The sequence below is a fragment of the Aquimarina atlantica genome, from assembly GCF_000626715.1.
Taxonomy (GTDB): Bacteria; Bacteroidota; Bacteroidia; order Flavobacteriales; family Flavobacteriaceae; genus Aquimarina; species Aquimarina atlantica.
This window is the reverse complement of record NZ_AQRA01000009.1, coordinates 166,623-191,606: the sequence shown is the minus strand read 5'-3', so window position 1 is coordinate 191,606 and position 24,984 is coordinate 166,623. Positions and strand designations below refer to the sequence as shown.

Below are 24,984 nucleotides of genomic sequence, written 5' to 3'. Positions count from 1 at the left end.
TTATAAAAATCTAGAATTCTTTCACTTTGCAGTATCCTATAATAATAAATAATAATGAACAATATTAACAACAACGTTCCTGATATTAAATTATAAATCATAGGGGCTTCAAAAAATTTTCCCGAGAAAACCAAATTTAATAGTGAAGTTGTTATATATCCAATTAGTATATACACACCTGTTTTTTTTACTTTATAAGAATCAATAAAATGTATGAAAAATAATAAATAAAAAGAAAAATTAATTAAATCAAATACATTATAAGACCATTGATTATTTGAAAAAATGGTACCTTTCAAAAAGGAAAATTGCTCCGTGTAGTGAATAAGTGTTGGCAACCAACCAAATACAGTATCAACAAAAGCAGAAAACCAAAGAAAATAAACAAAGTATCGAAAAAAATGATCTTCTCGATACTTTGTTATATATATAGTTCCAACAATCGCAGCAGCGATTTCAAAAAAATTAATGACTATTAAGAACATATTAATATCCAATTGGCGGATGACCTGTCCCTCCTCTATTGTATGGTTCAATACCATAATTATTAGGTGCACTATCACCGCCTTTCCCCATCTCACCTGCTGGTGCTCCTGTTGGTGCTAAAAAGATCGTTGCATATCCTTTCTTAGTTTTACATTTAGACTCTGGGTACGCACCAAAATACATTCGAATCCCTGGATTATCAATCCCTTGTTTTTTAGATTTTTTCTTTACATACTTAAGATATTCCTGTAATTCTTCAACACTCCAATGAAATTCTCGAGCGTCCTCAAATCCTATACACTTATCTATTTCTGGTGTTCGGGTACAGCACCATACATGTTGTAGCTCTTTTGCTTCTTCTACGCTAATACATTTTTTAGGCTTTCCACCTTTTTTCCCTTTTTTTGGTAGTTCTTTTCCCATAACGTTATATAATTTTAGATTAAATTAGGTTAGACTTACGCTAATATATCCAAAAAACATACAGCAAAGCAAATACACCCTACCTTAAATTCAAAAACCACACATGCCCTAAACAGCATCAAACTCCTGTTTTTCAACACCCTAAAGCACTTAAAAAAAATATAAAAAATATTACAAGGGGCATTTACCCCTGCTACCAAAAGGGTGTTTTCCCCCTATTCACCTCGATTAATCTGAAATGCGTCAGTTTGAGTGAAATTCTGTTAAGAATTTTGTATCGACCTTTCGATAAACTCAAGATGGTAAGCATTTCAATACTAAAAACCTATTCTCGATACAAATTTTACTCATTCTAATCGTAAAATTCACTCGAATTGACGGTTTTTATACCCCTTGAAATATTAATCGAAACTCAGATTATTACTATTACTAGCCCGCGCACAGGGTTGAGCTCTCCCCACAGCGATGGAGCCTTATCTTGTTACGAGAAAAAGTATCCTTATGCTGATGATCGACAAAAAGAGTGCAGGGAAGTCTTTTCTTACTGCAAAGGGAAGGTATTCATATACTATACCTTATAAAAGATAGACTTTTACATGAAATATTCCTTCAACAGATAATCGTCAAATTGTGGATTCCAGCCTACGCTGGGATGACAAGTAACCGGAATGACAAGCTCTTCGACTCAGACTTACACTATAAAACCAAACAACATTACGAGTTAAGATGGTAGACGTTTTACTACTGTCTCGTATTTTTTCTTTTTCTCTGATACCAGAGTACACCTACACAGAATACTATCAATACTCCAAGCCCTATAACCCAATACAACATCGTATCATCTTTAAAAGGAATTGGAGACGAATCGCCAACCAAATAGAACCCTCCCCAATAAAAGGGACCTGTTCGATTGATATGTGCCGTATTGAGATATTGTATCTTAGCTTGCTGCAATGCTTTGGCTTTATGCATTCCTGCTTTAAGATTGGTATAAAAATATTTCATCAATTCGGGAGTGGTTTGATCAGATATTTCCCAACTACTCAATAATAAACTTTTAGTCCCTGCATACTGAAAAGCATTACCCAGGCTCATAATCCCTTCTCCCTTGGCTATTTTTCCCGATCCGGTATTGCAGGCACTAAGTACAGTGAGTTCTGCAGGGATATTCATAGCAAACAACTCATAGCTATACAGATAACTATCCTCTATACTATCATTACCTTTGGTAAACAGGAGTTTAGAATTTTCGGGATGTTCGTTATCTACATCACCATGCAATGCTAAATGCAGGATGTTATATTGACCGGCATTTTTCTTAAAGTTAGCTTCTATTGCTTGTGACCCGAAATAATATTGCCCATCGATAATATCTGAGATTGCTTTGATCTCTTTACGGGTTCCCGGTAAATCATAATTAGTAGCTCTTAGTGCAGCCAGGCTCATTGTATTTGTATCTATAATCTCACCATCAGAAAAAGAAAATGCAAGGCATTCTTGCCGTTTTTTGGATTGCAAATCACTTTTAAAAGGAGCAAACAACAAATTCGCAGAACTGGCGTAGCTTATAGCATATTCTCTAAGGAGGTATGATAGCGCTTTAGGATCGTATGATAAATCATTTTGAGTGAGCAACAAATCAAAATTAAGATGCCATAACGAACCATCTGGGACAACAATAAGTTGATCTCCTTTTATTTGATCTTTTACAGGAGCTATTAATTGATTGTACAACGCATAGGAAATCGTCTTAAACAGTATCGTGTTTTTAGCAACAATAGCAGCTCTTAGCGCTTCAATATCCTTGTTGAGTTCTGGGGTGTGTAGCGTCGATACTTTTATCTCTTTTTTAGAAATCGTAAATACATAGGTACTGCTATCTGACACAAAAAACTCTAACAGTGTAGTATTCTCATTTAATTTTTCCTGGATACCAACAACAGATATGATCCTGTTTTGATGTTTTAACTGGTAATATTTAGGATAGTTTTTTTCTATAACCTGGGTAAGAGAATCTTGTTTTCTATCAAGATCAAATAGTTTATTTTCATAAGTTGTTATTTTAGCAGTATCCACAATCTGTTTGGATCTTTCTTGTATCCTCTTTGAAATATAGAAAGAGCGTTCTGATTTTAGATGTTGCTCCAGATCGAGGATTGTTTTTGGTAAACCAGCAAAGCTCTTTGCATTAGAGTCTGCTAATAACTCTTTTAAGGTATTCGCCTTACTTTTTTCGGCATAATTAAAAGCCTGATGTAACGACTCTTGCTTTTGATCAATTTGATAACGTAACAATTGCACTTCTATAGCTCCTGCATATATTTTTTGAGTTTGTTTGGCAAAAGCAATTTTATCCTGATACGTATGCAATGATTCTCGTATACCCTGCATTAAATTATCTGCTTTCTGATAGACAACTATACTTTCCTTAAGATTATCTAGATTATTATCAACACTAAATCGTTCTTGCAACACCTTAGCTTTTCCATAAAAAGTACTCAACAAAATATTTAAATCCATATAATCTTCTGAATTTAAATCACCTGCATCCCTATTTTTCTTATCAGGATTAATGTTAGCAACAATGGCTTTTTCATAATATTCTATCGCCTTTTTATAATGTTTAGTTTGATGATACAGCTCTGCTATCTGGTTATACGATTTTGCAGTTCTGGGATGGTGATCGCCATCGGTTCGAAGCCTGATCACTATACTTTTTTGCAGATATTCCAGAGCCTTATCATATTTTTCTTGCTCTATATACAGGTTTGCAATTTTATCAAGAACATCACTGATATAGTAACGACTTTCTCTAAATAGTCGTTTTTGAACTCTTAACGTTTTTTGATAGAATCGTAATGCTGTTGTATAGTCTTTCTTTAAAACATAAAGATCTCCCATATCAAGATACGTATATGAGGTATCAGAATGATATTCTCCTTTTGTATCGATTCGTATAGTTAGTGCCTTTTGATAGTAACTTAACGCCAGATCGTATTCTGTTTTGGTTTTATAAACATTAGCTATGTTGTTATACGTACGAGCTACAGCACCATGGTTTTTCCCTAAGGTATCAATATAGTTGGTAATAGCCTTTTTATAATACTGTATAGCTATATTATATTCTCCTTTAGATTTATAAATGCTACCAATATTATTGTATGTTATTCCAATAAAAGGGTGTTCTTTCAGAAATACTTTTGTTATAATATCTAAGGTTTTATGGAAATAAACTAGAGATTGATCATACCATCCATTTATAAAATTAATAAGACCTATCTCAATATATATATATCTGCAACCGTAACATGCTTTTCTCCTTGTTTTTCGATAAGAATAGCTAATGCTTTATTAAAAAACTGTAAAGCCGTATCGTGCTTTCCCTTATATCTATAAATAACCCCTATACTCTCATAACAAAGCGCAACATTAGGATGATGTTTTCCAAAAACATCTGTCATAATAGCTAATGCTTTTTCCTGATTCTCTAAAGCATTATCATGTTTATCTTGATAGGCAAGAATATTCCCTATATGATTATAACAAAAAGCTGCTTCAGGGCTATTTTTCCCAAAAACAGGAGTTCTTATTGCTAAAGCACTTTGGTAGTTCTCTAACGCTACATTGTATTTTCCCAAATGATAATGAGTAGTCCCAATATCTATATAACTATCGGCTATTTTTTGGTGTTTGTCACCAAAAGTATTTATTCTAATTGTTAGCCCCTTGTTATACTGCTCCATTGCCTGATCATATTGTGCCAGTACATGATGAACAGTTCCTATATTATGATAACAATCGGCCACACGATGATCTTTATCCCCAAAAGCATCCCTCTGAATTACCGAAGCCTTTTGATAATACTCCATCGCCTCTTCGTATTGATCTTGCTGCTTAAGAATATGCCCGATACTATTATAAGAATATGCCACTTGGGGGTGGTTATCACCAAAAATTTTTAATCGTATAGCCAATGCCTTTTTAGCATATACCATCGCTTGATCAAAATTATAATTGGCCTGGTGAGCTTTTGAAATTTTATCACTACAATCTGCTACTCTTTGTTGAGTGTTTGATTGCTTATATATTGCTAATGCTTTCTCGAAATACACCAATGCACTATCTTGTTTTCTATCGACCAACCACTCTTCTCCTTTCGAGTAATACCGAGCAGCAATGATGGTATCTTGTGTAGATTGTGCATGAATAGTACCTCCGGAGATTAAACAAAGAATAAGAAAAACGATTTTGATAGAAAATAGGAATTTAAAAAAACGCATAAAAATACTCATGTTCAAGTAATTACAAAACAGAATTAGATATAACAAAATTCACATCGACTAAAGTAATTTTTGATAGAAATTTGTATTTCGAAAGGCTTGTACTGGGGCTACCGAAGGGCTCAGCAGAATTATCAAAAAACCCAATTTCGATACAATTTTTCTCCGTTTTACTACAAAAAATCACTCAATATGACGGTTTTTTTGAAATCAAACTCTTACATCAAATTCAGATCGCAAAGATCGCAAAAATGTTGTTTATGATAAACATCTGTCTTAATATTAAATCGACAAGTGTTAATACCTGTTCTTTGGTAGCTAATCTTGAAGTTGTGGATTATGGTTATTTGTCATCCCAGCGTAGGCTGGGATCCATTGTTACATTACCTATTATGGATTCTGGCCGAAGTCTATGCTAAACGTAGATGAAGTGTCGGAATGACAAACCCTTCGATTTGGCTCAGGGTGACATATTATCCTTTATAAATGTAAAACGTAGTTTACCTCAAAATTCGACTAATCTAAAAACACACTTTTCTTTCATTCGTTTTTGTGCAATTTGGTTTATGGCGGTTTCAGTTAGTTGTAAAACTCTTGGGTAGCCACCGGTAGTTTGACAGTCTCTCATCAACACAATTAAACTACCAGATGGAGTTAATTGTATTGTACCTGGTAAAACAGGTGATGTTATAATCGAAGGTAAAGTGTTAGGTATTTTTTCTTCTAACTGAATTGCCATTCGATTTATAGTATTTGAAATTGTAAAAACTGCATCTAATACTTTAGATTTTTGAACATCATTTAGCATGTCAAATTCGGGTCCTTTATACACCTCTAATGCATCTGAGTTTTCTAAAAATAAAGGTGGTGAAATTGCAGAAAAATGATCGGTATAATCACTAGTACTTTGATATGGTATTTTGTCATTTTTAGCTAATCGAAATCGAGGTGTAATTGACTTATAAAAAGATCTACTATGTAACACTTCTTCCGAAAGAAATCCATTCTTAATTCCTACATAACCATACACTCCTTTCCTACAAAAATTTATTTTAAGAATATCATTTTTTGAGACTTTAATCTCACGATACATTTCTATTTTTTCATCATTCAAAAATGCATCTGTCTCACCACCTGTTAATACAATAGTTGTGGTGTCATGAAATTTTAAAACGGGAGGTTGAATCGTCCATTCGATACATGCTGAATTTTTAGGATTACCTAATATTAAATTTGCAAACCCAAATGACACCTGATCCATTGCTCCACTTTTTGGGGCTCCATATTTTGAAAAACCAAAACGTCCTTCGTCCTGGATAGTTGTAAAAAGTCCCGGTTTAATTATTTCGACATTCGTAATCATAAGCACACAGATTCGGGTGTATAATTCTTGTTTTCAACTCTAGTTCTTATATCGTTATATTCATTTTCCTTAATCGATATAAATTGAATTTTATCTCCAGGCGAAATAAAGCAACAATCTTCTGTTTTCGGATTGAAAAAATCCAGAGGACACACACCAATCACATGCCAACCCCCAGGGCTATCTACAGGGTATATCCCTGTCTGACTTCCGCCAATTGCTACAGCACCTTTTTTGACATGTAATGAAGGGGTGATTTTTCGAGCTCTATGCAATTGATCATCGAGACCACCCAAGTACAAAAACCCAGGTAAAAAACCAATACCATATACTGTATAGAGTGGAGCAGTATGTAATCGAATTATTTCTTCTACAGTAAGTGATTTATCTTTTGCAAATACTTCTAAATCCTGCGCAAGAGAAGCAGCATAACAAACAGGAATTCTCCACAGTTTATTTTCGAGTCTTACATCTTCAAAATCTTTAGAATATAGCGATTTTAGCTCAAAAACCTCACTATAGAAATCCTCTATAGTAGACACATAATAAATTAATAACGAGTTATATGATGAGATTACTTCAACAATTAGTTTATCACAAAAAGAAAGTATCGATTTTTTAAAGGAAAGCAGGTCATGAAGGATATTTTCGTCAATTTTTGCAGGCCACTCTATTAAAATTGCTCTTTCAGAATATCTTTTGTATTGCAATTCATATTTCATAAGCTTTCTATTATAGTAAATTTAAAATCGAAAACTCTTTATATAAATACTTCAAAATCTGAACTGATTTTGGATTATCTCCATGCACACAAATCGTATCAAAAAAAATCGGAACTTCTACTCTATTTTTAGTTTTCACTTTCCCTTCAACAACCATTCTTTTTACATGACCAAAAATCTCTTTTGGATCTGTAAGCAAAGCTTCTTTTTCTTTTCTTGATACCAATGTCAAATCATCATTGTAATTCCTATCTGCAAAAGCTTCGTGTTTGACCTCAAAATCTCCTCTGGAAAGATACGATAATTTAGCATTTTTCAAAGTAATTATATATAAACTTTTATCGACATTTTTTATAGCTTCAATAATTGCCAAAGCCACTGATTCATTTTTCACTGCTTCGTTATAAAGTGCTCCATGTGGTTTTACATGGTGTAATTTCCCTCCTGCTTTTTCGGTCAAGGATTTTACCAATTGTATTTGTTCGGTTATTGTTTTTACCAAATCGCCATATGGCATCTCTATCCTTGTTCTTCCAAAATTTTCACGATCGGGGTATGATGGATGTGCTCCAATTTTTACATTATGCTGCATTGCCAATGCAATTGTTTTCTGGATTACTTCTGCACTCCCTGCATGGCTTCCGCATGCAATGTTACACCAGGAGATGTATTGCATAATTTCGGCATCAAAACCTGCCTCTTCTCCCACATCTGCATTAAGAATAACCTTATTCATATTCCTACATTTATTAGTAAAATTCCTACAAACTTTCAATCACTTTCCAAATTCCTCTAAATCCTAAAAAGCAAGTAATGATAAGAATGAAAAATCCAACCAGGTTTTGTTTCCATGAATTGGTATATTTTCCTAATATTTTTTGTTGATTCATTACCCATAAAAGGAAGATTGCAATTACAGGTAAAAGGAGTCCATTTGCGATCTGTGCAAATCGAATAATTACTATTGATTTTATCCCTAATGAAGAAAACAAAACTCCCAAAAAAAGGATGAACATCCATACTGCTCTGAAGGATTTACTTTTGAGTCCTTTTTGCCATCCCATACATCCTTTTACTACATAAGCTGCTGCAAGAGGTGCTGTAATTGCAGAAGTAATTCCAGCTGCAAATAACCCTACAGATAACACATATTTTGCCATCGAACCAAAAACCGGTTCCAGTCCTTTGGCCAGATCGGCAGCATTATTCACTTCTGCTTCTTGTATAGCTGCTCCTGCAATAATGATTGCCATTGACACAAACCCACCTAATACAATGGCCACTATAGTATCTTTTTTTGCTTCTGGCAGGTCTTCGGTAGATTTCCATTTTTCGCTAACAATAGATGCATGTAAAAAGAGGTTATAAGGCACTACTGTTGTTCCTATCAACCCTACAATAGTAAGCACGTTATCACTAGAAAAGTTAGGAACAAACCCTTTAAAGATCATAGAAATATCTGGTTTGGTAACTATTGCCGTTACTATAAAAGCTACACTCATTAATAAGACCAGAACGATTAAACTTCGTTCTAAGACTTTATAGTTACCTATGTACAATAGTATAAAGGCAATCACACCGATTACGATACTTAGGTAATTTTCTGAAACCCCGAGTGAGGATTCTAAGATTGTAGACAGCCCAAGTACTCCCCCACTGATATTACCAGCTTCGTATGCTGCATTTCCTATAAAAATTGCTGACAAGATTAATGCAATAAGGGCTCCTCTTACAATTTTGTTATCAAACTGAGACTTTAGTACTTCGCTTAATCCCTTTTGGGTGACTACACCTAATCTTGCTGCCATTTCCTGTAAAACAACACAAGCTACAATAGATAACACCAATGCCCATAGTAATGAAAATCCAAACTGTACTCCTGCTAATGTACATACAGTTACGGTACCTGGACCAATAAAAGCTGCAGTCACCCATGTTCCCGGGCCTATATTAAAAAATTTCTTCATTTATTTTGTATTAACATCTAATGTATAGATAGCAAATGATCCCAGCCAATGTCCTCCTTCATAACTATCTCCAACCAGATTTGGCAAAGAATAGTTTACATGTGTATTGGCTACCGAAAAAAGATGTTCATATTCTTTATATTGTTTGGCAAGCCCATATAACACCCAGGCTCTACTAAAATTAAGTCCATCTAAATGAACTAATTTGCCATCGGTACGATCAGACACCTCTCCCACTTTGATCGTAAAGTTTTTAACTTTAAGTTGTGGCATAAAATCAGAGATCCAGCGATCAAATTCTTCTTTGTTTAGCACTCTTCGCATTACATCAATTTCTTCAAAACAAGGCGATAGAAAATCATAACCACTGGGTTCCCAACCGATGGGACAGCCTTGATCATTAGTATAAAACTCTCTTGCTCTGGTTTCTATACTATTTTTTAGTTTTTGATCTCCAAGGGTATTTGCATAATCCAAGGCAAAGGATAATCCAAATGCAGTATTGGTATGTTCTCCTACTCGAATTGGATATTTAAGTTTTGGAAGGAAATCGATATACCGTTGTACAATAAGTGTGGTTAATGGCTGAAGGTTTTCTTCTAATTCTCTTGCCAATGGATCATCCCAGGTATGTAGCTCTTCGGCTAGTTTAAGTAACCAGGCCCAACCATAAGTTCTCTCGTATGATTTGTTATGCTTTCCTTCAAAATACTTGATTTCTTCCTCAATATTCTTCTTAGACATATTTTGAAGTAATTTGGTTTTTGCTTCCTCCTTTTTTTCCAGATCTGGAAATGTTTTTAATAACTTCACTAACGACCAATGCCCATGGACTGAAGAATGCCAATCAAAACAACCATAAAAAGTAGGATGTAATACATGAGGTTCTCCTATATTTTCTTTTCCTCCTAACGTTTGTCCCAGTTTATTGGGGTACTCTGTTTGCAAGCAAGCTAATGGCAATTCTACCAATGTATTGGCTTGTTTTAATGTGAGTTGTAAAGGTTCTTCTATTGAATTCTCTTGTAGTGGTTGTTCTTCGGTTTTTACATCCTCGGATGGTTGTTTTGATGTATCATTGTTTGTATTACACCCTAAAACAACAAGTAATGAAATCAGAAAAAATATTCGGTACATAATCAATATTTATAAGTTTAAAATATCTACTTTCTTAAAAATATCAATTTCCGGAATCATGTGTATGTGATTGTTGATAAGAACAGGAAATAGTTTATAAATTCTCATTCCAACAACATAAAGAGCATTGAAATTAATTAAGGTTAGTCATTGATATTTTACCTTTTATTTGATGCCCATCCTGAGCTTTAATAACGAAATTTGAAGACGAATGTGGTTTCATTTTCAATGTCGTCGACCTTCTTGCATATCCACTTATAAACCTTATTTCATTATATCTCACCTTACAATGGTAGCCAGAACACAAATCACATGTTTTATGACAACCCCAAATACTACTAAACAATTCAAGTTGAAGTTTACCTGAAATATAGTCATTGAGGTTTACTATAAAATCAACATTATGAGCATAATTATTCAGTTTGTTAATATTTCTTTTATGGTAATCCTTGTTTAAGGTTCCGTTAAACAATAACAAATTGGAGTTGTAATCCCCGACATAATTGACAGATGGAGCTAAAGTATTTTTTGTTGGATTATAATACTCTGAGTTATCTATGTTCTTGATTCGTACGATAAGAGAACCTTGCAACCTTGAGCAATCATTATTATGAAAGGATTCAAAAGACATATTAGAGACTCTTATTCGAATTAATTGATTTACCTTTTCTCCTTTCTCTATGGTTTTAAGTTTCCAGGCAGAGCCGTATCTTTTCCACATAACTATTCTAGTTCCATCAGTACGTTTTCCCCATTGGTTAATCATGTACGTTCCTTTCTTAGACTGAATGGAGTAGTAACCATCTCCTATATCATGAAACTTCCATTTTGTATTAGTATCTCCTTTCCCTTCCCAAAGAACAACTTTAGCATTAGAATTGGAGGAATTGTTTTCTATATGAACATATTTCTCAAGATCGGATTTGATATAAAAATATCCATTACCAGCATCCTCTAAATTAAATCGTTGAGTAATACCATTACTACCTCTACTTAGGTTTAATGGTGTACCATTTTTTGACGTATGCAATTCAACATCAAGGTATTTATCTTCGAATTCTGATTCTATATAATATTTCCCCTCAGATTGGGCATTCAAATTAGTTATAGATAGAATAAGTATTATTAACTGGACTATAAAAAGTGTTTTCATGATCTAGTAATTTACCTATATCATGCATTGAAATTTCGACTTGATCAAGAAATTTCAATGCACAATACTTAATTATAAGTTTTATTTATTTTCTGTTTTTTTTTAGAGTTTTCAACTTTATTGAAATTTCTTTTTGAGCAACCACAAGGTTTTCATTTAATTCACTCAAGACTTCTTCTACAATATTTTCTTTTTTTATTACATCAATAAGATTATAAGAATCATTCTTTCCTGGAGATTTGCTAATAAGATCATATATTCTATCATTTATTAAATCTTTGACCAGCGGACCAAATGGCCAAGGCCAAGGATTTATATCACCAGGAACAGGATAACCTATAGGATTATTATTAAATCTCCTTGAATGATTTATGCAAGGCTCTGGCCATGGAGGGCCTGACAAGCCTTCAATTCCAGATCTTACATAAAAATAATTCCTCCAACCAATGGGTCTTGGCCATGTTATTGGATAAGGCTCATCTGGATCTGGAGTATATCCTACCAGATTCCTGAGCTTTGACAGTTCTTGATTTTGTAAAAAATCCTTTAAATAAGTTCTTGCTATTGTGGTAAGTTGGTACGTACCTGGATTAAAAAAAGATTTTGGTAAATTCATTTTCTTATGTATTAAGTTAAACAATTGATAATTTTCTGACTCGATGCTAAACCATTAGAGATAATAGAAATAAATATTTGCCAGTAATTTGTATTCCAAATTTCGTGAAGCCTACTTTTTAAATCGATGACCCATTAACCCAAAACCAGGCAGTTTGTTAGCGTAAATTAATTGGGTCATTTAACCCTGTGGATTTAAGTTAGATCACCTTACTAGAAATCATCAGGTAATTGTTTCTTTGTGAGGCGTTTAAAAACAATTTTAGTAACTCAAAACACAGTATCATGAAAAAAAGAATCGTAGCTTTATCAGTATTTGTAGGAATAGTAGTTTTTATAATTTTTAGTGGTTGTAAAAAACAAAAAGTAGATCCAGCTTTTGACAAAACTATTTGTCTTAATTATACGGATGACCCAATCAGCAAAATACCAGTTGGATTGGTTCATGATATGGTAAATGGCTACAAAACTAGACAATTAGCTAAAATCAACGAAGAGTTGAAAATAGATGATGCTCGAGCTATTTGGTTTGATTTAGAAACACTTAAAAAATTTATATATCAGATTGAATCCATAACAATAGAAAATAATTCTTCGAAATCTAATGAAGATTTAGGAATTCGAATCTATTATGCAAGTTATCCATATAAAAATACCTGGGAGACAACGCCTAAATATCATGATCATTTAAAGGGGTTTAACAAACATCCAGAAACGATGCAATATGAAATAAAACATACTTTAGTAATGATACCGACCATAAAAATCGATAATATAGATGTAGATTTTAACCCATTGGACACAATAACCTATGACCATGGATTACAAGACATCACTAAATATGGTTCTACATCGGAGTTCCCTACTTTTGGTTTAAACCTAATGCCTGAATTAAAACCAAATGGTGGAGGTAGTATATTAGGTCGAAATCACGGAGGTTTGTTTCCTCCAAAAAAAGAAGAAGGTTTTGGTTTTTAATTTAAAAAAATGTTGAATTATTATCCAATCATGCACAAAATATTATTGGTATTGCAACTTTTCGCTGCCGTAGTAGGTTTTATATATATATTTAGATTGAGAAACTCGTATTGGAAATGGTTTTCGATATATTTAATTTTTATTTTTATTCAGGAATCATTTTGGACCCTTAATACTTATTCATTAGATAGTATAAACATAAAATATTATGCTTTTATCGGCATTCCTATTCAATACCTTTTTCTTTTTTGGTTGTATGCTTACAAATCTTTAAATAATAGAAAATTATTTTATATTTTTTCCTTTATTTATTTATCGACCTATCTACCAATAGAGCTTTATTTCGAAAAAATTAATTTAGTTTATTCTATAAATCTAACCGCAGGCACAATACTACTTACATTTCTTGTTGTTTTAGAATTTATTAAACAAATCAAGAACGATAATATTCTTGAGTTTACTAAAAATAAAATGTTTTATATTAATGTTGGGGTCATATTATTTTATATTGGAACATATCCATATTTTGCTTTTTATGATGTACTTTCAAAAGAGCCATATATAGAAATATGGAATGCATATTATCTGTATTTTTTAGTATCTAATTATGTCATATATTTATTATTTACAGCTTCTTTTATATGGGGGAAACATCATTTAAAATAATGTTAATCATTTTTAATGTAATTTTTATTGCCTTTATCGGGGCGATAGTCGTTTTCATTCGTGAATACCATAGAAAAAAGAAAGCACATATAAAACAAATGGAAACCATTGATATACTTCATAAAAAGGAGCTTTTAAAGACACAAATGGAAATACAGGTTCAAACAATGAAATCTATAGGTAGAGAAATACACGATAATGTAGGGCAAAAACTTACTTTATCTAGTTTGTATTTACAACAATTAACTTTTGAAAACAAAGCTCCTCAAATTAATGATAGCATTGCCAATATTAACACTATTATTAATGAGTCGCTCGATGAATTGAGGCTCCTTTCAAAATCTCTAATGGATGATACTATAGATAATAATTCAATTTCTGATTTAATAGAAAATGAATGTAGAAAAGCAAACAATTTAAAAAAATACAGAGTTCGTTTTAAGAATAACCTGGAACATATTCCTGAATTATATAAAGTTAAAAGCATTTTATTAAGAATAACACAGGAGTTTATTCAAAATAGCGTAAAACATGCCAATTGTAAAAATATAGATATCTCACTATATGAAAATGAAGGTAAATTACATTTAAAATTGCAAGATGATGGTAAAGGGTTTAATATAGAGAATTTAAAAACAAATGGTATCGGAATAAAAAATATGAAGAAGAGAACAGAAATGATTAATGGAATTTTTAAATTAGAGAGTAATATAAAAAATGGTACAGAATTAACGGTGGTAATTCCTATCTAGATGAAACATACTGTTGTAATAATTGACGATCATATTCTAATAGCCAATGCCTTAAGTGATTTTATTTCAAATTTCGATCAATTTGAAGTTTTATATGTGTGTGAAAATGGGAAAGATTTTCAGGATAAAATTAAAACAAAGCCTATTCCTGATATTGCTTTATTAGATATTAGTATGCCAATTATGGATGGTTTCGAAACATCAAAATGGCTAAAGCAAACATATCCTACAGTTCTAGTAATGGTTTTAAGTATGCAAAATGATGAGCAAAGTTTGATTAAAATGATACGGAATGGAGCTAAAGGATATATGCTTAAGAACATTCATCCTAGAGAATTGGAAAAAGCACTAAATGAATTAGTTAATAAAGGGTATTTTTTTCCAGACTGGGCTACCAGTAAAATACTTACTTCAATCAGTGACAATACAATAAGTGCTGATATAAAAACCAAGCTATCTGAGAGAGAAATAGAGTTTCTTAAATATACACCTACCGAAATGACTTATAAAGAAATTTCAGAGAAGATGTTTTGTAGTCCCAGAACCATAGAAAATTATAGAGATAGTTTATTTGAAAAATTAGAACTCAAAACCAGAGTAGGGCTTGCTGTTTATGCCTTAAAAAATGGTTACTCCAAATGAATACACACTTAAAACCAAAAAATTAACTTCAAAAAAAGTTTGTCATTTTTTTATACTATAAAACAAAAGTATTTACCCTAACCATCCATCGCGATCCAGGCTTCTATACTGTATCGCTTCAGAAATATGGTCTCCCAAGATTGATTCAGATTTTTCGAGGTCTGCAATAGTTCGGGATACTTTTAGAATACGATCGTATGCTCTGGCAGAAAGGTTTAATCGTTCCATTGCAGTTTTTAGTAATTCTTTAGAAGTACTATCCAAAACACAATATGCTCTAATTTGCTTAACTCCCATTTGCGCATTGTAATGAATGTTTTTTAGCTCTGCGAATCTTTGGGTTTGTATATTTCGCGCTTCAATTACTCGTTTTCTTATTTCAACACTAGATTCTCCTCGCCTTTCTTCACTAAGTTTATCAAAAGGTACTGGGGTTACTTCTATATGAATATCTATTCTGTCTAATAACGGACCCGAAATTTTACTAAGGTAGCGTTGCATTTCTGCAGGAGAAGAAGTTACAGGAGCATTTGGATCATTAAAATATCCTCCCGGACTAGGGTTCATACTTGCGACTAACATAAAACTTGAAGGATAGGTTACGGTAAATTTTGCTCTCGAAATAGTTACCTCTCTATCTTCAAGAGGCTGGCGCATTACTTCTAGTACTTCTCTTTTAAATTCTGGTAATTCATCTAAAAACAATACTCCATTATGGGATAGTGAGATTTCTCCGGGTTGAGGATAACTACCACCACCTACTAATGCTACATTTGATATGGTATGATGGGGACTACGAAAAGGTCGTTGCGCCATTAATCCTACGTTATCTTTAATACGTCCTACCACACTATGTATCTTGGTTGTTTCTAGCGCTTCTTGTAATGACATTGGTGGTAAAATACTAGGTAATCTTTTACTCAGCATCGTTTTACCACTTCCGGGAGGGCCTACTAATATAATATTATGTCCTCCTGCGGCAGCAATCTCCATACAACGTTTTATACTTTCCTGCCCTTTTACATCTGCAAAGTCAAACTCTGGATTATCTAGTGCTGTATAAAACTCTTTTCTGGTATCTACAATGGTTTGTTCAAGTTCTCCTTTTTCATCAAAATAGTCAATTACTTCTCTAATATTTTCTACTCCGTATACTTCTAAATGATCAACGATCGCTGCTTCTTTGGCATTTTGTTTCGGAAGTATAAACCCTTTAAACCCTTCTTCGCGCGCTTTGATTGCAATAGGTAGTGCTCCTTTAATAGGTTGCAAACTCCCATCCAAAGATAGTTCTCCCATAATCAGATATTCTGATATTGCACTTCCTTTGATTTGTGAACTTGCTGCAAGAATTCCTAAAGCCAGGGTAAGATCATATGCAGATCCTTCTTTTCTTAAGTCTGCAGGAGCCATATTAATGGTTATTTTCTTTCCTGGTAATTTGTACCCATTGTTTTGCAAAGCAGCGGCGATACGATAACTACTTTCTCGTATCGCATTGTCTGGTAACCCTACAAGGTGATACCCTATTCCTTTATCGATATTCACCTCGACTGTAATGGATGTTGCCTCAACTCCGAAAACAGCACTCCCAAAAACTTTTGTAAGCATATGTCATGTTTTACATACATGCAAACATACGTACGATGAGTTTTAAAAAATGAAACTGAGATTTTGTATTCGAAAATACTTTAGATACATATTTTATAGTCTACCATACTTAAGTAGTAAAAGATAAGAAATGAAAAGTAGGGCCCTCGCCTTACAAAGATATATTACGTATGATATAATATCCCAAGCTTATGCCCTACTTATTTTATGTATAAAATTACATAACAAACAATCATACAACTGCTTCTATCGTAGTTTGAAACAGCTTTTTATTTAAAAACTTTAGTGTCGGTATTTTGTCTTTGGTATCTACCAAAATAGATATATTATTATTGCTTCCTCCATAAGATACCATACGTACCGGAATGAAGTTTAATATTTCGAAAAGCTTATATGAATTCTTATCATTGATTACTGATTCTCCTACAATACATATGATACTATGATCTTGCTCTACAGTTATTTCTGCGTAAGTTTCTATTTCTTTTACGATTTCATCCAGGTTACTCGTATTATCAATTGTTAATGATATTGCAATCTCTGAAGTAGTGATCATATCAATTGAAGTATGATAGTTATCAAAAACTTCAAAAATTCTTCTTAAATATCCATGAGCCATCAACATTCGATTCGACTTGATTTTAATCGCTGTAATCCCATCTTTTGCAGAAATTGCTTTCAATCCTTTTTGATATGTTTTATTAGAAATTACTGTTCCCGGTGCTTCTGGATCAAACGTATTTTTAAGAAGTACTGGTATATCTTTACCTACAACAGGCGAAACGGTTTGAGGATGAAGTATTTTGGCACCAAAATATGCTAATTCTGCTGCTTCATTATACGTAAGATGAGAGATCGGGTGTGTTTCTTCTACATATCTTGGATCATTATTATGCAACCCATCGATATCGGTCCATATTTGTACTTCTGAAGCATTTAATGCTGCTCCGATAATTGTAGCAGTATAATCACTACCTCCTCTTTTTAGATGACTAATTTGCTCTACCTCGTTTCTACATACAAACCCTTGAGTTATGTATAAGGATGTATGAGGATTACACTCTATTACTTTAGTTAGTTTTTCTTCAACATTACTAATATTTGGATTTTCAACAGAACCCACATACATAAACTCTTTTGCATCTAGCAAAACATTAGATATGCCTTCAGCATTTAAGAATCCAGAAAATATATATGTCAAAATTGCTTCTCCAAAGGTAATAAGCTTAGAGTTGACAACTTCTGAATACTCCTGACTAGAGATCTCAAACATTTCTGTGATCATTGCAGACAAACCGTCTTTAAGAGTGTTTCTTATTCCCTGATCCTTAATTAATTCATCAATAACATCGCTATGTTTACTTTCTAATCGATGTAAATTTCTTGTAATGGCATCAACATCACTAAATTTCACATTTTCTACCAGACGAATTAATTGATCTGTAACACCAGACATTGCAGAACAAACTACCATTTTATCTTCTTGATCAGAGATCAAAATTTCCTTTACCTTAATAAGGTTTTCAACAGATCCTACAGAAGTTCCTCCAAACTTTAAAATTTTCATCAATCTTGCTTTTTCATTTGTTTTTAACAATGCATAGTTAATTAATAACTCACAAATAATAAATATTTTAAAAGAAAAAGCATAAATTTGCACAGAATGTTAAATATGTAACAATGAAAACAATTACAGATTGTGTACACAATATTTTAAGGCATCAGCCTTTTCTAGAGGACGCACTATCCAGGGATATCATTAATTTCAGTTCACTAGCTGTCGACCTATTACCTAAAGTGGAAAAAATTATGAAAAAACCAGTTAAACCTGGTTCTATTGTAATGGCATTAAGGCGTTATCACCCGCGAAAAATAAAACACATCGATAATTTAAGGAATCTTGGTGATATTATGGTAAGATCGGGGATAACCGAGTATACATTTTTAAACTCTAATAGTATTTTAACCAGCCAAAGTAATCTTTTAGAAAGTGTAAAAAACGAAACAAAAGCTTATTTTACATACTCTAGTAATTTTCAAGAAAGTAATATATTGGTATCTTCATCACTTAAATCTACTGTTGAGAAACATTTTAAAAATGAAGTATGTATCTCTGTTGCAGATGACTTATCTTCTATTTCTATTGCACTACCCGAAGACAATTCTAAAGTAATTGGTTTGTATTTTTATATTTTTAAGCTATTGGCTTATGAAGGCATTCCTGTTTTTGAAGTTATTTCTACTTCAAACTATTTCACCTTGTTTTTAGAAAAGGAATATGTTAATAAAGCATTTTTATTAATGAATGAAGTTAAAGAAGATCAATCTATGTAAACCAAAAAACCCTGCTCTATTGCAGGGTTTTTAACAAATTAGGTAATGTATTTTACCAAATATGTACTCGTTTTTCTGGTGCCAAATACATTTTATCTCCTTCTTTTATATCAAAAGCTTCATAAAAGGCTTTAACATTTAATAAAGGTTGGATCGCACGTGTTGTACCAGGTGAATGCGGATCTGTCTTAATTTGAGTTCTTAAAGCATCTTCGCGAATCTTTGTTCTCCATACAGTAGCCCAGGACATAAAGAAACGCTGTTCTGCAGTAAATCCATCAATATCTTCTGGTCTTCCATTTTCTGCAAAATACATCTGTAATCCATCATAAGCTCCTAATACACCTCCTAAATCTCCTATATTCTCTCCTAGTGTAAATTTACCATTTACAAACACACTATCTAACACTTCAATAGCGCTATATTGTTCTGCTAATGCATCTCCTCTTTCTGTAAAAGCTTTAAGATCATCTTCTGTCCACCAGTTTTTAAGATTTCCTTCTGCATCAAAACGAGCTCCAGAATCATCAAAAGCATGTGATATCTCATGCCCAATAACTGCTCCGATACCTCCGTAATTAACTGCTTCGTCTGCTGTATAATTATAGAACGGTGGCTGAAGTATAGCTGCCGGGAATACAATTTCATTAAGTAAAGGATTGAAATATGCATTTACGGTTTGAGGAGACATTCCCCACTCTGCTTTATCTACCGGCTTTCCTATTTCGTCGATTGACTTTTCGAATTGCCATTTTGATATTGCCATTGCATTATCAAAATTAGAATTTCCTTCTTTTACATCAAGTGCAGAGTAATCTTCCCATTTATTTGGATATCCAATCTTAACAGTAAACTTATCTAATTTTTCTATAGCTTTAGCTTTTGTGCTATCACTCATCCATTCTAATACTTCGATTCTTTTTTGATAAGCTTTGATTACATTCGCAATCATTTTCTCTGCCTTAGTTTTTGCTTCAGGAGGAAATTTAGCATCAACATACAATTGCCCAATAGCTTCTCCTACAGAACCATTTACTCTACCTAATGCACGTTCATCAAGTGGTCTTTGTTTTTTTGCACCTCTAAGTGTTTTGCTATAAAAATCCCAGTTTGCCTTTTCTATTTCTGTAGAAAGAGATCCAGTTGCGCTATTTAAAGTAGACCAACGCATTACCGTTTTAAGGTCTTCAATATCTGTTCCCGTAAGCACTCCTTGTAAAGCTTTCATATATTTTGGTTGTAAAACCATAACTGTATCCAGTTGTTGTTTAACTCCAAGATCTTTCAATAACTTATTCCAATCTACGGCTGGAGTCATTTCTGAAAGTTGAGCCATACTTCTTGGATTATTGAAGTTACGGGCATCACGACTTTGAACTTTATCTAATCTTGGTTCGGCCAATTTAGTTTCGATATCCAAAATCTTTTCTGCTGCTTTACGTGCCTGATCTTCTGTATCTCCAATAAACTGAAGCATTCTTGTAATATGATCTACATACTGCCCTCTAATTTCTTTAGATTTTTCATCCTGGTCTAAATAGTAATCGCGATCTGGTAATCCTAAACCACCAGTAGTTACATATGGAGCATTGATATCACTATTATTTAAATCTGGAAAAGAAGTAAATCCTAGAAACGGTGCAGAAGCAGCTGTTTCTGTTGCTAATACAGATTGTAAATCCTGGATATTTTTTATCGCAGCTATTTTATCTAGCGTTGGTTGTAATGGAGTTATACCTGCTTTATTTCTTGCTATTGTATCCATTATAGATTCGAAGATAACCAGAGCCTTATGCTGGTCAGTCCCTGCAGCATATTTACCACTGGATTTTGCTTCTTCCATAATCTTAAGCACATCATCATCTGTTTTCTTTCTTAAAACCCCAAAGCCTCCCCATCGTGTTCTGTCTTCAGGTATTTCAGTATTTTTCATCCAATTTCCATTAACATAACTATAGAAATCATCTTTAGGACTTATACTGGTGTCCATGTTTTCCAGAACTATGCCGGGAATCTTTTCTACTTCAGCTACTGCTTCGCTTTCGCTATCGCTTTTTTTGGTTTCGTTTTTACAACTCACGAAAGCAAAAATAAATGCAGCCAAAAAGTAAACATTTTTCATTTTTATACTCATTCTGTTATTAAATTAAGATTAGTTATTAGTAAGTATGACGTTTGAACCATAAATTCGTTACGCATATTAAGCTGGTAATTTATACAAAATGAAATATGTTGATGGATTTTGGATAGAGTTTTAACGAAAAAATAAGATTTACCCCAGGATTTTATTTTAATAACCTGGTATCAAAACAAAATGGTTCGACATCAATAAGCTTTACTTTATCAAATTTAGGATGCATTGGATTGACCAGAAGGTTTTTTTCTTTAGGAATTATAATACTAGGGACTTTAAGCCCTAAATATTGTTCTTCTGCGATCCATGGCATCGCAAAGTTTTGAATTTCGATAGGTACAGGGATTTGATTCCAATTATCTGGTATCTTTTCTATATCCATTGTGGTAATTAATGTATCAGGAACTTCTATAGTAGCAATCGACATATCATCGGGAAAATATGCTGCTGGCAAATGAGCCAGTACTTCGAGGGCAGAAAGTGCTGCTGTAGTACTAGTATACAAAACAGCAACTCCTTTAGGGTTCCATCTTCCTCCTACTGTTTTTGCTCCAATTCCGGTAAGGTCTTTTATATATTTTTGTTTAGCTATTCGATATACTCGCATTAGGCAAAAATTCCATGTTCTATTCTAACTAATTCTTCATTAAGTAACTGAAAACCAAACGTAGTATCTAATAATTCTTTTGGTTTTTTCATAGCTAATGCCACACTTGGATGTCCCATCCAATCTTTAAAACGAGAAAGGTCTCCAAAAATATTTTCTCCTTTTGCGTAAAGCTTAGCTAACTGTAATACTCTAGCGCTAGCTTCTGTTCCTAATTTTTTATTTAAATCATAACGCTGGATAGTGCGTTCTGACATATGAAGTATATGTGCCAGCTCTTTAAGATCGAAACCAATAGTTTTAGCAAGATGTAATAATGCTTTTTTATCTATCCCATTTCTTGATAGTTCAATAAAATCATACATATTACGTAAAGGGATATCTATATTTAGGTATCGTAATAAACCCTTATTTTCGAAACTATCAAAATCTAATGGAGATACTGCACTCATAGCTATATATTTTATGACAAAAATACGAAAAAAAATGACAACTGTCTTAGTTTACTGTTAAAATTGCGTCTAATTGTGGTTTTACCTTATTCAATCGTGCTTCCATAGATCTAACCGCTACAGTTGATAGGTATCGGCCTAGTGGTAAAACTGGTTTAATCATAAGAACTTCTTCTTCCTTATTTTCTGATTCTGAGAAAGAAAGCGGTATTGCTGTTGGTTGTAATTTTATGATATATTTACTCCCCAATTTTTTGATAATTTCCTGAGTATGCCCATATCTAACATTCTGCAAAGTTGTTAAAGGAGCTTTATATTGTGTTTGTGTTTTTATGATTTTACGCTCCTCACTATTAGCAATAATAATATGCTTGATATTGATCTTATCCTGTAACTCTGGAAAAGAATCTCGTAATACATTCCTAAAAACTTCTTCAACACCTTTAGACACTATCCCCCCTACATTATCATAATACCCTGCATCTGCATATTGATCAGAATATTGTTTACCTGAAACAGAAGTTGTTTTTACTTCTCCTACCGGCGTTATATAAGGAAATCCAGCATTTATGCGCATTGCAGTTGATAGTCCTATAGAACTATCGGGATAACTTTTTTGTAAATTTTCTATAAAATCTCTCATCCCCGTAAGTGGTCTTAGGTGCGCATATTTAACGGGGCTTATTACATTATAGTTTCCTGTCTGTGTATGTGTGGTATTAATAAGTAGAAGTGGCGCGGTTCTCTTTTTTTCTTTATGGGTACTATTATTATAAAAAGATAAAAACTCTTTCTGTAAGATATCTTCATCCAGCTCTTTAGAAAAGTATTTTTTGTACGTATGACTCCATTGTTCTTCTAGCAACTTTCCTCTATTTTTAAAACGAAATAAACTCGTTGTTTCTTTAAATAGGTCTCTACCTAATAGTGAAAGTAATGAAACCGATAAATAGTTTTCTTTATATACTGCACTTGCTTTATATTTTAAAGCCGGATACCCATCAGTCGACTTGGTTTTAAAACTTGCTTTTTTGTTATTATACATTGCAAGTTGTGCTTCTGCAAAAAACATAGCATTACCAACACTGCCTCCTGATGCTCCTGTTAAAGACAATAAATTTTCTTCAAAATACCTTCCATTAGACTTCTCGTATAAATAACTATGTATTAAAAAAGACCAAAGTCCAGCTCTGGACCCTCCTCCTTCTGATGAAACTAAAAGTGCGGGAAACTTTCCTTCTCTCTCTTCTATGATATCAATTCTATCTTTTATCCATTGATATAGATATTGTTCCATATTGGGTCTTTCTACTTCAGAAGGTTTTATAGTAAGCTGGTAATGATCCGAACTTTCTGAAAAAAGCCTCGAAGAAAATAAACATAAAACAACAATAATAGAAAACAAAGGTAGTTTTAGCTTTTTACCCAAAAGAATTAATACAAAACTTATCATGAATAAGCTTAATAACGATAATGTTAAAATTGATAATGGGTTTATTCTACTGGCCCATTCGGGAACAAAATTAAGCGCAAGAAAAGAAAACAATAAAATAAAGCCCGAAAAGAGAACAATCCCATAAAAGAGTTTTTGGGGAAATTCTTTTAAAAATCGATAGCTATTAAACGATAATGTAAAGAAAAACAAAGCCAGTGCGCAATTAGACAGAAAAAGATTTCCTAAATCTTTTTCTGTCTGAGTATTTAAAGTACCCAGAGATATAATAAAAACGATTAACCCTACAGATAGTAGAACGATAAAAGCATTAGTTTTGGGAATTTTATTAATAAATTCCTGCATATGACTATATATAGTAGGCTCTGATAATAGAAAAAGAAAAAAGATACAGTAGATAAGTGTATCTGTCGGTTCTAAAAAATTGGTATAGATATTATCAAGCTCAAAGAGTTCCATTGCATTAAGAATACTTAAAGCAGAAATAATTAGTAGTAAAAGTGCTAATATTCTAGGCAGCACTTTTCTCATATGTATTCTAACTAAATAATGATATCTAACCGATTTATTTCTTTCCTGAAATTTGTAATGTTGATTAGGAACAAAGCCAATTAGGTTAGAAAACGAAATATCCTTATAATTATAGTAATAGAAATACTTTGGAATATTCCAGATCAAAAACGCCGAAACCATAAGTAAGAAAAAATACAAAGGTACTTCGAACAAAAAGGCATCTGCTTGATTAAGGATTAACAATAAATCTATAGTTTGAGGAAAATGCCATAGAGCAAAATATAAAGCTAAAATAAGAAAGAGGCTAATTAGGTTATTAGATAACTCGCTTAACAGTATTTTAAACCATATACTAAATTGTTGAAAAAACAACAACAGTTTTACCATTTCTGAAATAATTTAGATTTTAAGAATAAGAATATAAATCTAATGAATAAAACGAATACTCATATCTAAAAGTATTTTAATTTAGTATTCATTAAAAACCAAACAAATATGGTGTTTGCTTTTAAAAATTGTTAAAAAAAACCAAAAAAATAATTTTATTGAACTACCCGTAATTAGAGGGGCATACGTGATTTTTAACTCCTAATCACAAATAAAAATCAATATTAAACCTAAAAAATTTACGTTTTTAGCATAAAATGTTGTATATTGTCGTTGATTTTGTGTTTTACAACGATAAAATATCATTTA

21 protein-coding genes are annotated in these 24,984 nt (G+C 32.7%); 5 read left to right on the top strand and 16 right to left on the bottom strand.

Annotation, left to right across the window (positions count from 1 at the left end):
- Window positions 1-486: 486 nt before the first annotated feature.
- The 3 genes from ATO12_RS20225 to ATO12_RS20215 form a co-directional block, all read right to left on the bottom strand.
- Window positions 487-909, bottom strand: a complete 423-nt coding sequence (locus ATO12_RS20225; protein WP_051575978.1) for a hypothetical protein — start codon at window positions 907-909, stop codon at window positions 487-489.
- A gap of 741 nt (window positions 910-1,650) precedes the next feature.
- Window positions 1,651-4,170, bottom strand: coding sequence for a CHAT domain-containing protein (locus ATO12_RS20220; protein WP_394331720.1), 2,520 nt, complete (start codon window positions 4,168-4,170; stop codon window positions 1,651-1,653).
- Between the two features lie 14 nt (window positions 4,171-4,184).
- A complete protein-coding gene (locus tag ATO12_RS20215) occupies window positions 4,185-5,201 on the bottom strand; it encodes a tetratricopeptide repeat protein (RefSeq protein WP_034245764.1) in 1,017 nt (338 codons plus the stop codon).
- Between the two features lie 248 nt (window positions 5,202-5,449).
- Here ATO12_RS20215 and ATO12_RS26210 point away from each other — a divergent pair, with 248 nt between their 5' ends.
- Window positions 5,450-5,608: a hypothetical protein gene (locus ATO12_RS26210; RefSeq protein ID WP_165583423.1), complete on the top strand. Its 159-nt coding sequence runs from the start codon at window positions 5,450-5,452 to the stop codon at window positions 5,606-5,608.
- Window positions 5,609-5,694: 86 nt separating this feature from the next.
- Here the strand turns inward: ATO12_RS26210 and ATO12_RS20210 are convergent, their stop codons facing one another.
- From ATO12_RS20210 to ATO12_RS20180, 7 genes are all read right to left on the bottom strand, one after another.
- A complete protein-coding gene (locus ATO12_RS20210; protein WP_034245761.1) occupies window positions 5,695-6,552 on the bottom strand; it encodes a 5-oxoprolinase subunit C family protein in 858 nt (285 codons plus the stop codon).
- Window positions 6,549-7,274, bottom strand: coding sequence for a 5-oxoprolinase subunit PxpB (pxpB, locus tag ATO12_RS20205; protein ID WP_034245758.1), 726 nt, complete (start codon window positions 7,272-7,274; stop codon window positions 6,549-6,551). The genes ATO12_RS20210 and pxpB overlap by 4 nt, the downstream gene beginning before the upstream one ends.
- Before the next feature lie 10 nt (window positions 7,275-7,284).
- Complete coding sequence (gene pxpA, locus ATO12_RS20200) at window positions 7,285-8,010, bottom strand: 5-oxoprolinase subunit PxpA (RefSeq protein WP_034245751.1); 726 nt, start codon at window positions 8,008-8,010, stop codon at window positions 7,285-7,287.
- 25 nt (window positions 8,011-8,035) lie between these two features.
- Window positions 8,036-9,241, bottom strand: a complete 1,206-nt coding sequence (locus ATO12_RS20195; protein ID WP_034245748.1) for an Nramp family divalent metal transporter — start codon at window positions 9,239-9,241, stop codon at window positions 8,036-8,038.
- On the bottom strand, window positions 9,242-10,378 hold the full coding sequence (locus tag ATO12_RS20190; RefSeq protein WP_034245745.1) for a DUF2891 domain-containing protein: 1,137 nt from the start codon (window positions 10,376-10,378) through the stop codon (window positions 9,242-9,244).
- Between the two features lie 133 nt (window positions 10,379-10,511).
- Window positions 10,512-11,531 carry an RICIN domain-containing protein gene (locus ATO12_RS20185; RefSeq protein ID WP_034245742.1) on the bottom strand — a complete coding sequence of 340 codons (1,020 nt, stop codon included), beginning with the start codon at window positions 11,529-11,531 and terminating at the stop codon, window positions 10,512-10,514.
- A gap of 85 nt (window positions 11,532-11,616) precedes the next feature.
- Window positions 11,617-12,147, bottom strand: coding sequence for a hypothetical protein (locus ATO12_RS20180; protein ID WP_034245739.1), 531 nt, complete (start codon window positions 12,145-12,147; stop codon window positions 11,617-11,619).
- A 284-nt stretch (window positions 12,148-12,431) separates the two neighbouring features.
- Here ATO12_RS20180 and ATO12_RS25115 point away from each other — a divergent pair, with 284 nt between their 5' ends.
- The 3 genes from ATO12_RS25115 (at window position 12,432) to ATO12_RS20160 (ending at window position 15,184) form a co-directional block, all read left to right on the top strand.
- On the top strand, window positions 12,432-13,124 hold the full coding sequence (locus ATO12_RS25115; RefSeq protein WP_051575977.1) for a hypothetical protein: 693 nt from the start codon (window positions 12,432-12,434) through the stop codon (window positions 13,122-13,124).
- 665 nt (window positions 13,125-13,789) lie between these two features.
- Window positions 13,790-14,542, top strand: a complete 753-nt coding sequence (locus ATO12_RS20165) for a sensor histidine kinase (protein WP_165583422.1) — start codon at window positions 13,790-13,792, stop codon at window positions 14,540-14,542.
- Entirely contained in the window at window positions 14,543-15,184 is a 642-nt protein-coding gene (locus ATO12_RS20160; protein WP_034245729.1) for a response regulator transcription factor, read from the top strand.
- Between the two features lie 72 nt (window positions 15,185-15,256).
- On the opposite strand, the gene ATO12_RS20155 is transcribed toward ATO12_RS20160, so the two are convergent.
- Together ATO12_RS20155 and ATO12_RS20150 are read right to left on the bottom strand one after the other, a co-directional pair.
- Complete coding sequence (locus ATO12_RS20155; RefSeq protein ID WP_034245726.1) at window positions 15,257-16,795, bottom strand: YifB family Mg chelatase-like AAA ATPase; 1,539 nt, start codon at window positions 16,793-16,795, stop codon at window positions 15,257-15,259.
- A gap of 232 nt (window positions 16,796-17,027) precedes the next feature.
- Window positions 17,028-18,362 carry an aspartate kinase gene (locus tag ATO12_RS20150; RefSeq protein WP_034245974.1) on the bottom strand — a complete coding sequence of 445 codons (1,335 nt, stop codon included), beginning with the start codon at window positions 18,360-18,362 and terminating at the stop codon, window positions 17,028-17,030.
- Window positions 18,363-18,475: 113 nt separating this feature from the next.
- On the opposite strand from ATO12_RS20150, the gene ATO12_RS20145 reads away from it, so the two are divergent.
- Window positions 18,476-19,129 carry a hypothetical protein gene (locus tag ATO12_RS20145; RefSeq protein ID WP_034245722.1) on the top strand — a complete coding sequence of 218 codons (654 nt, stop codon included), beginning with the start codon at window positions 18,476-18,478 and terminating at the stop codon, window positions 19,127-19,129.
- A 52-nt stretch (window positions 19,130-19,181) separates the two neighbouring features.
- On the opposite strand, the gene ATO12_RS20140 is transcribed toward ATO12_RS20145, so the two are convergent.
- The 4 genes from ATO12_RS20140 to ATO12_RS20125 all read right to left on the bottom strand — a co-directional run bounded on the left by ATO12_RS20140 (window position 19,182) and on the right by ATO12_RS20125 (window position 24,675).
- Complete coding sequence (locus tag ATO12_RS20140; protein WP_034245720.1) at window positions 19,182-21,251, bottom strand: M13 family metallopeptidase; 2,070 nt, start codon at window positions 21,249-21,251, stop codon at window positions 19,182-19,184.
- 163 nt (window positions 21,252-21,414) lie between these two features.
- Window positions 21,415-21,870 carry an RES family NAD+ phosphorylase gene (locus tag ATO12_RS20135; RefSeq protein ID WP_034245717.1) on the bottom strand — a complete coding sequence of 152 codons (456 nt, stop codon included), beginning with the start codon at window positions 21,868-21,870 and terminating at the stop codon, window positions 21,415-21,417.
- Window positions 21,870-22,322, bottom strand: a complete 453-nt coding sequence (gene parS / locus ATO12_RS20130) for a type II RES/Xre toxin-antitoxin system antitoxin (protein ID WP_025664116.1) — start codon at window positions 22,320-22,322, stop codon at window positions 21,870-21,872. Before parS ends, ATO12_RS20135 begins: the two co-directional genes overlap by 1 nt.
- A 46-nt stretch (window positions 22,323-22,368) precedes the next feature.
- Window positions 22,369-24,675 (bottom strand): hypothetical protein, encoded by a 2,307-nt coding sequence (locus ATO12_RS20125; protein WP_034245714.1) that lies wholly within the window; start codon window positions 24,673-24,675, stop codon window positions 22,369-22,371.
- Between the last annotated feature and the right edge of the window lie 309 nt (window positions 24,676-24,984).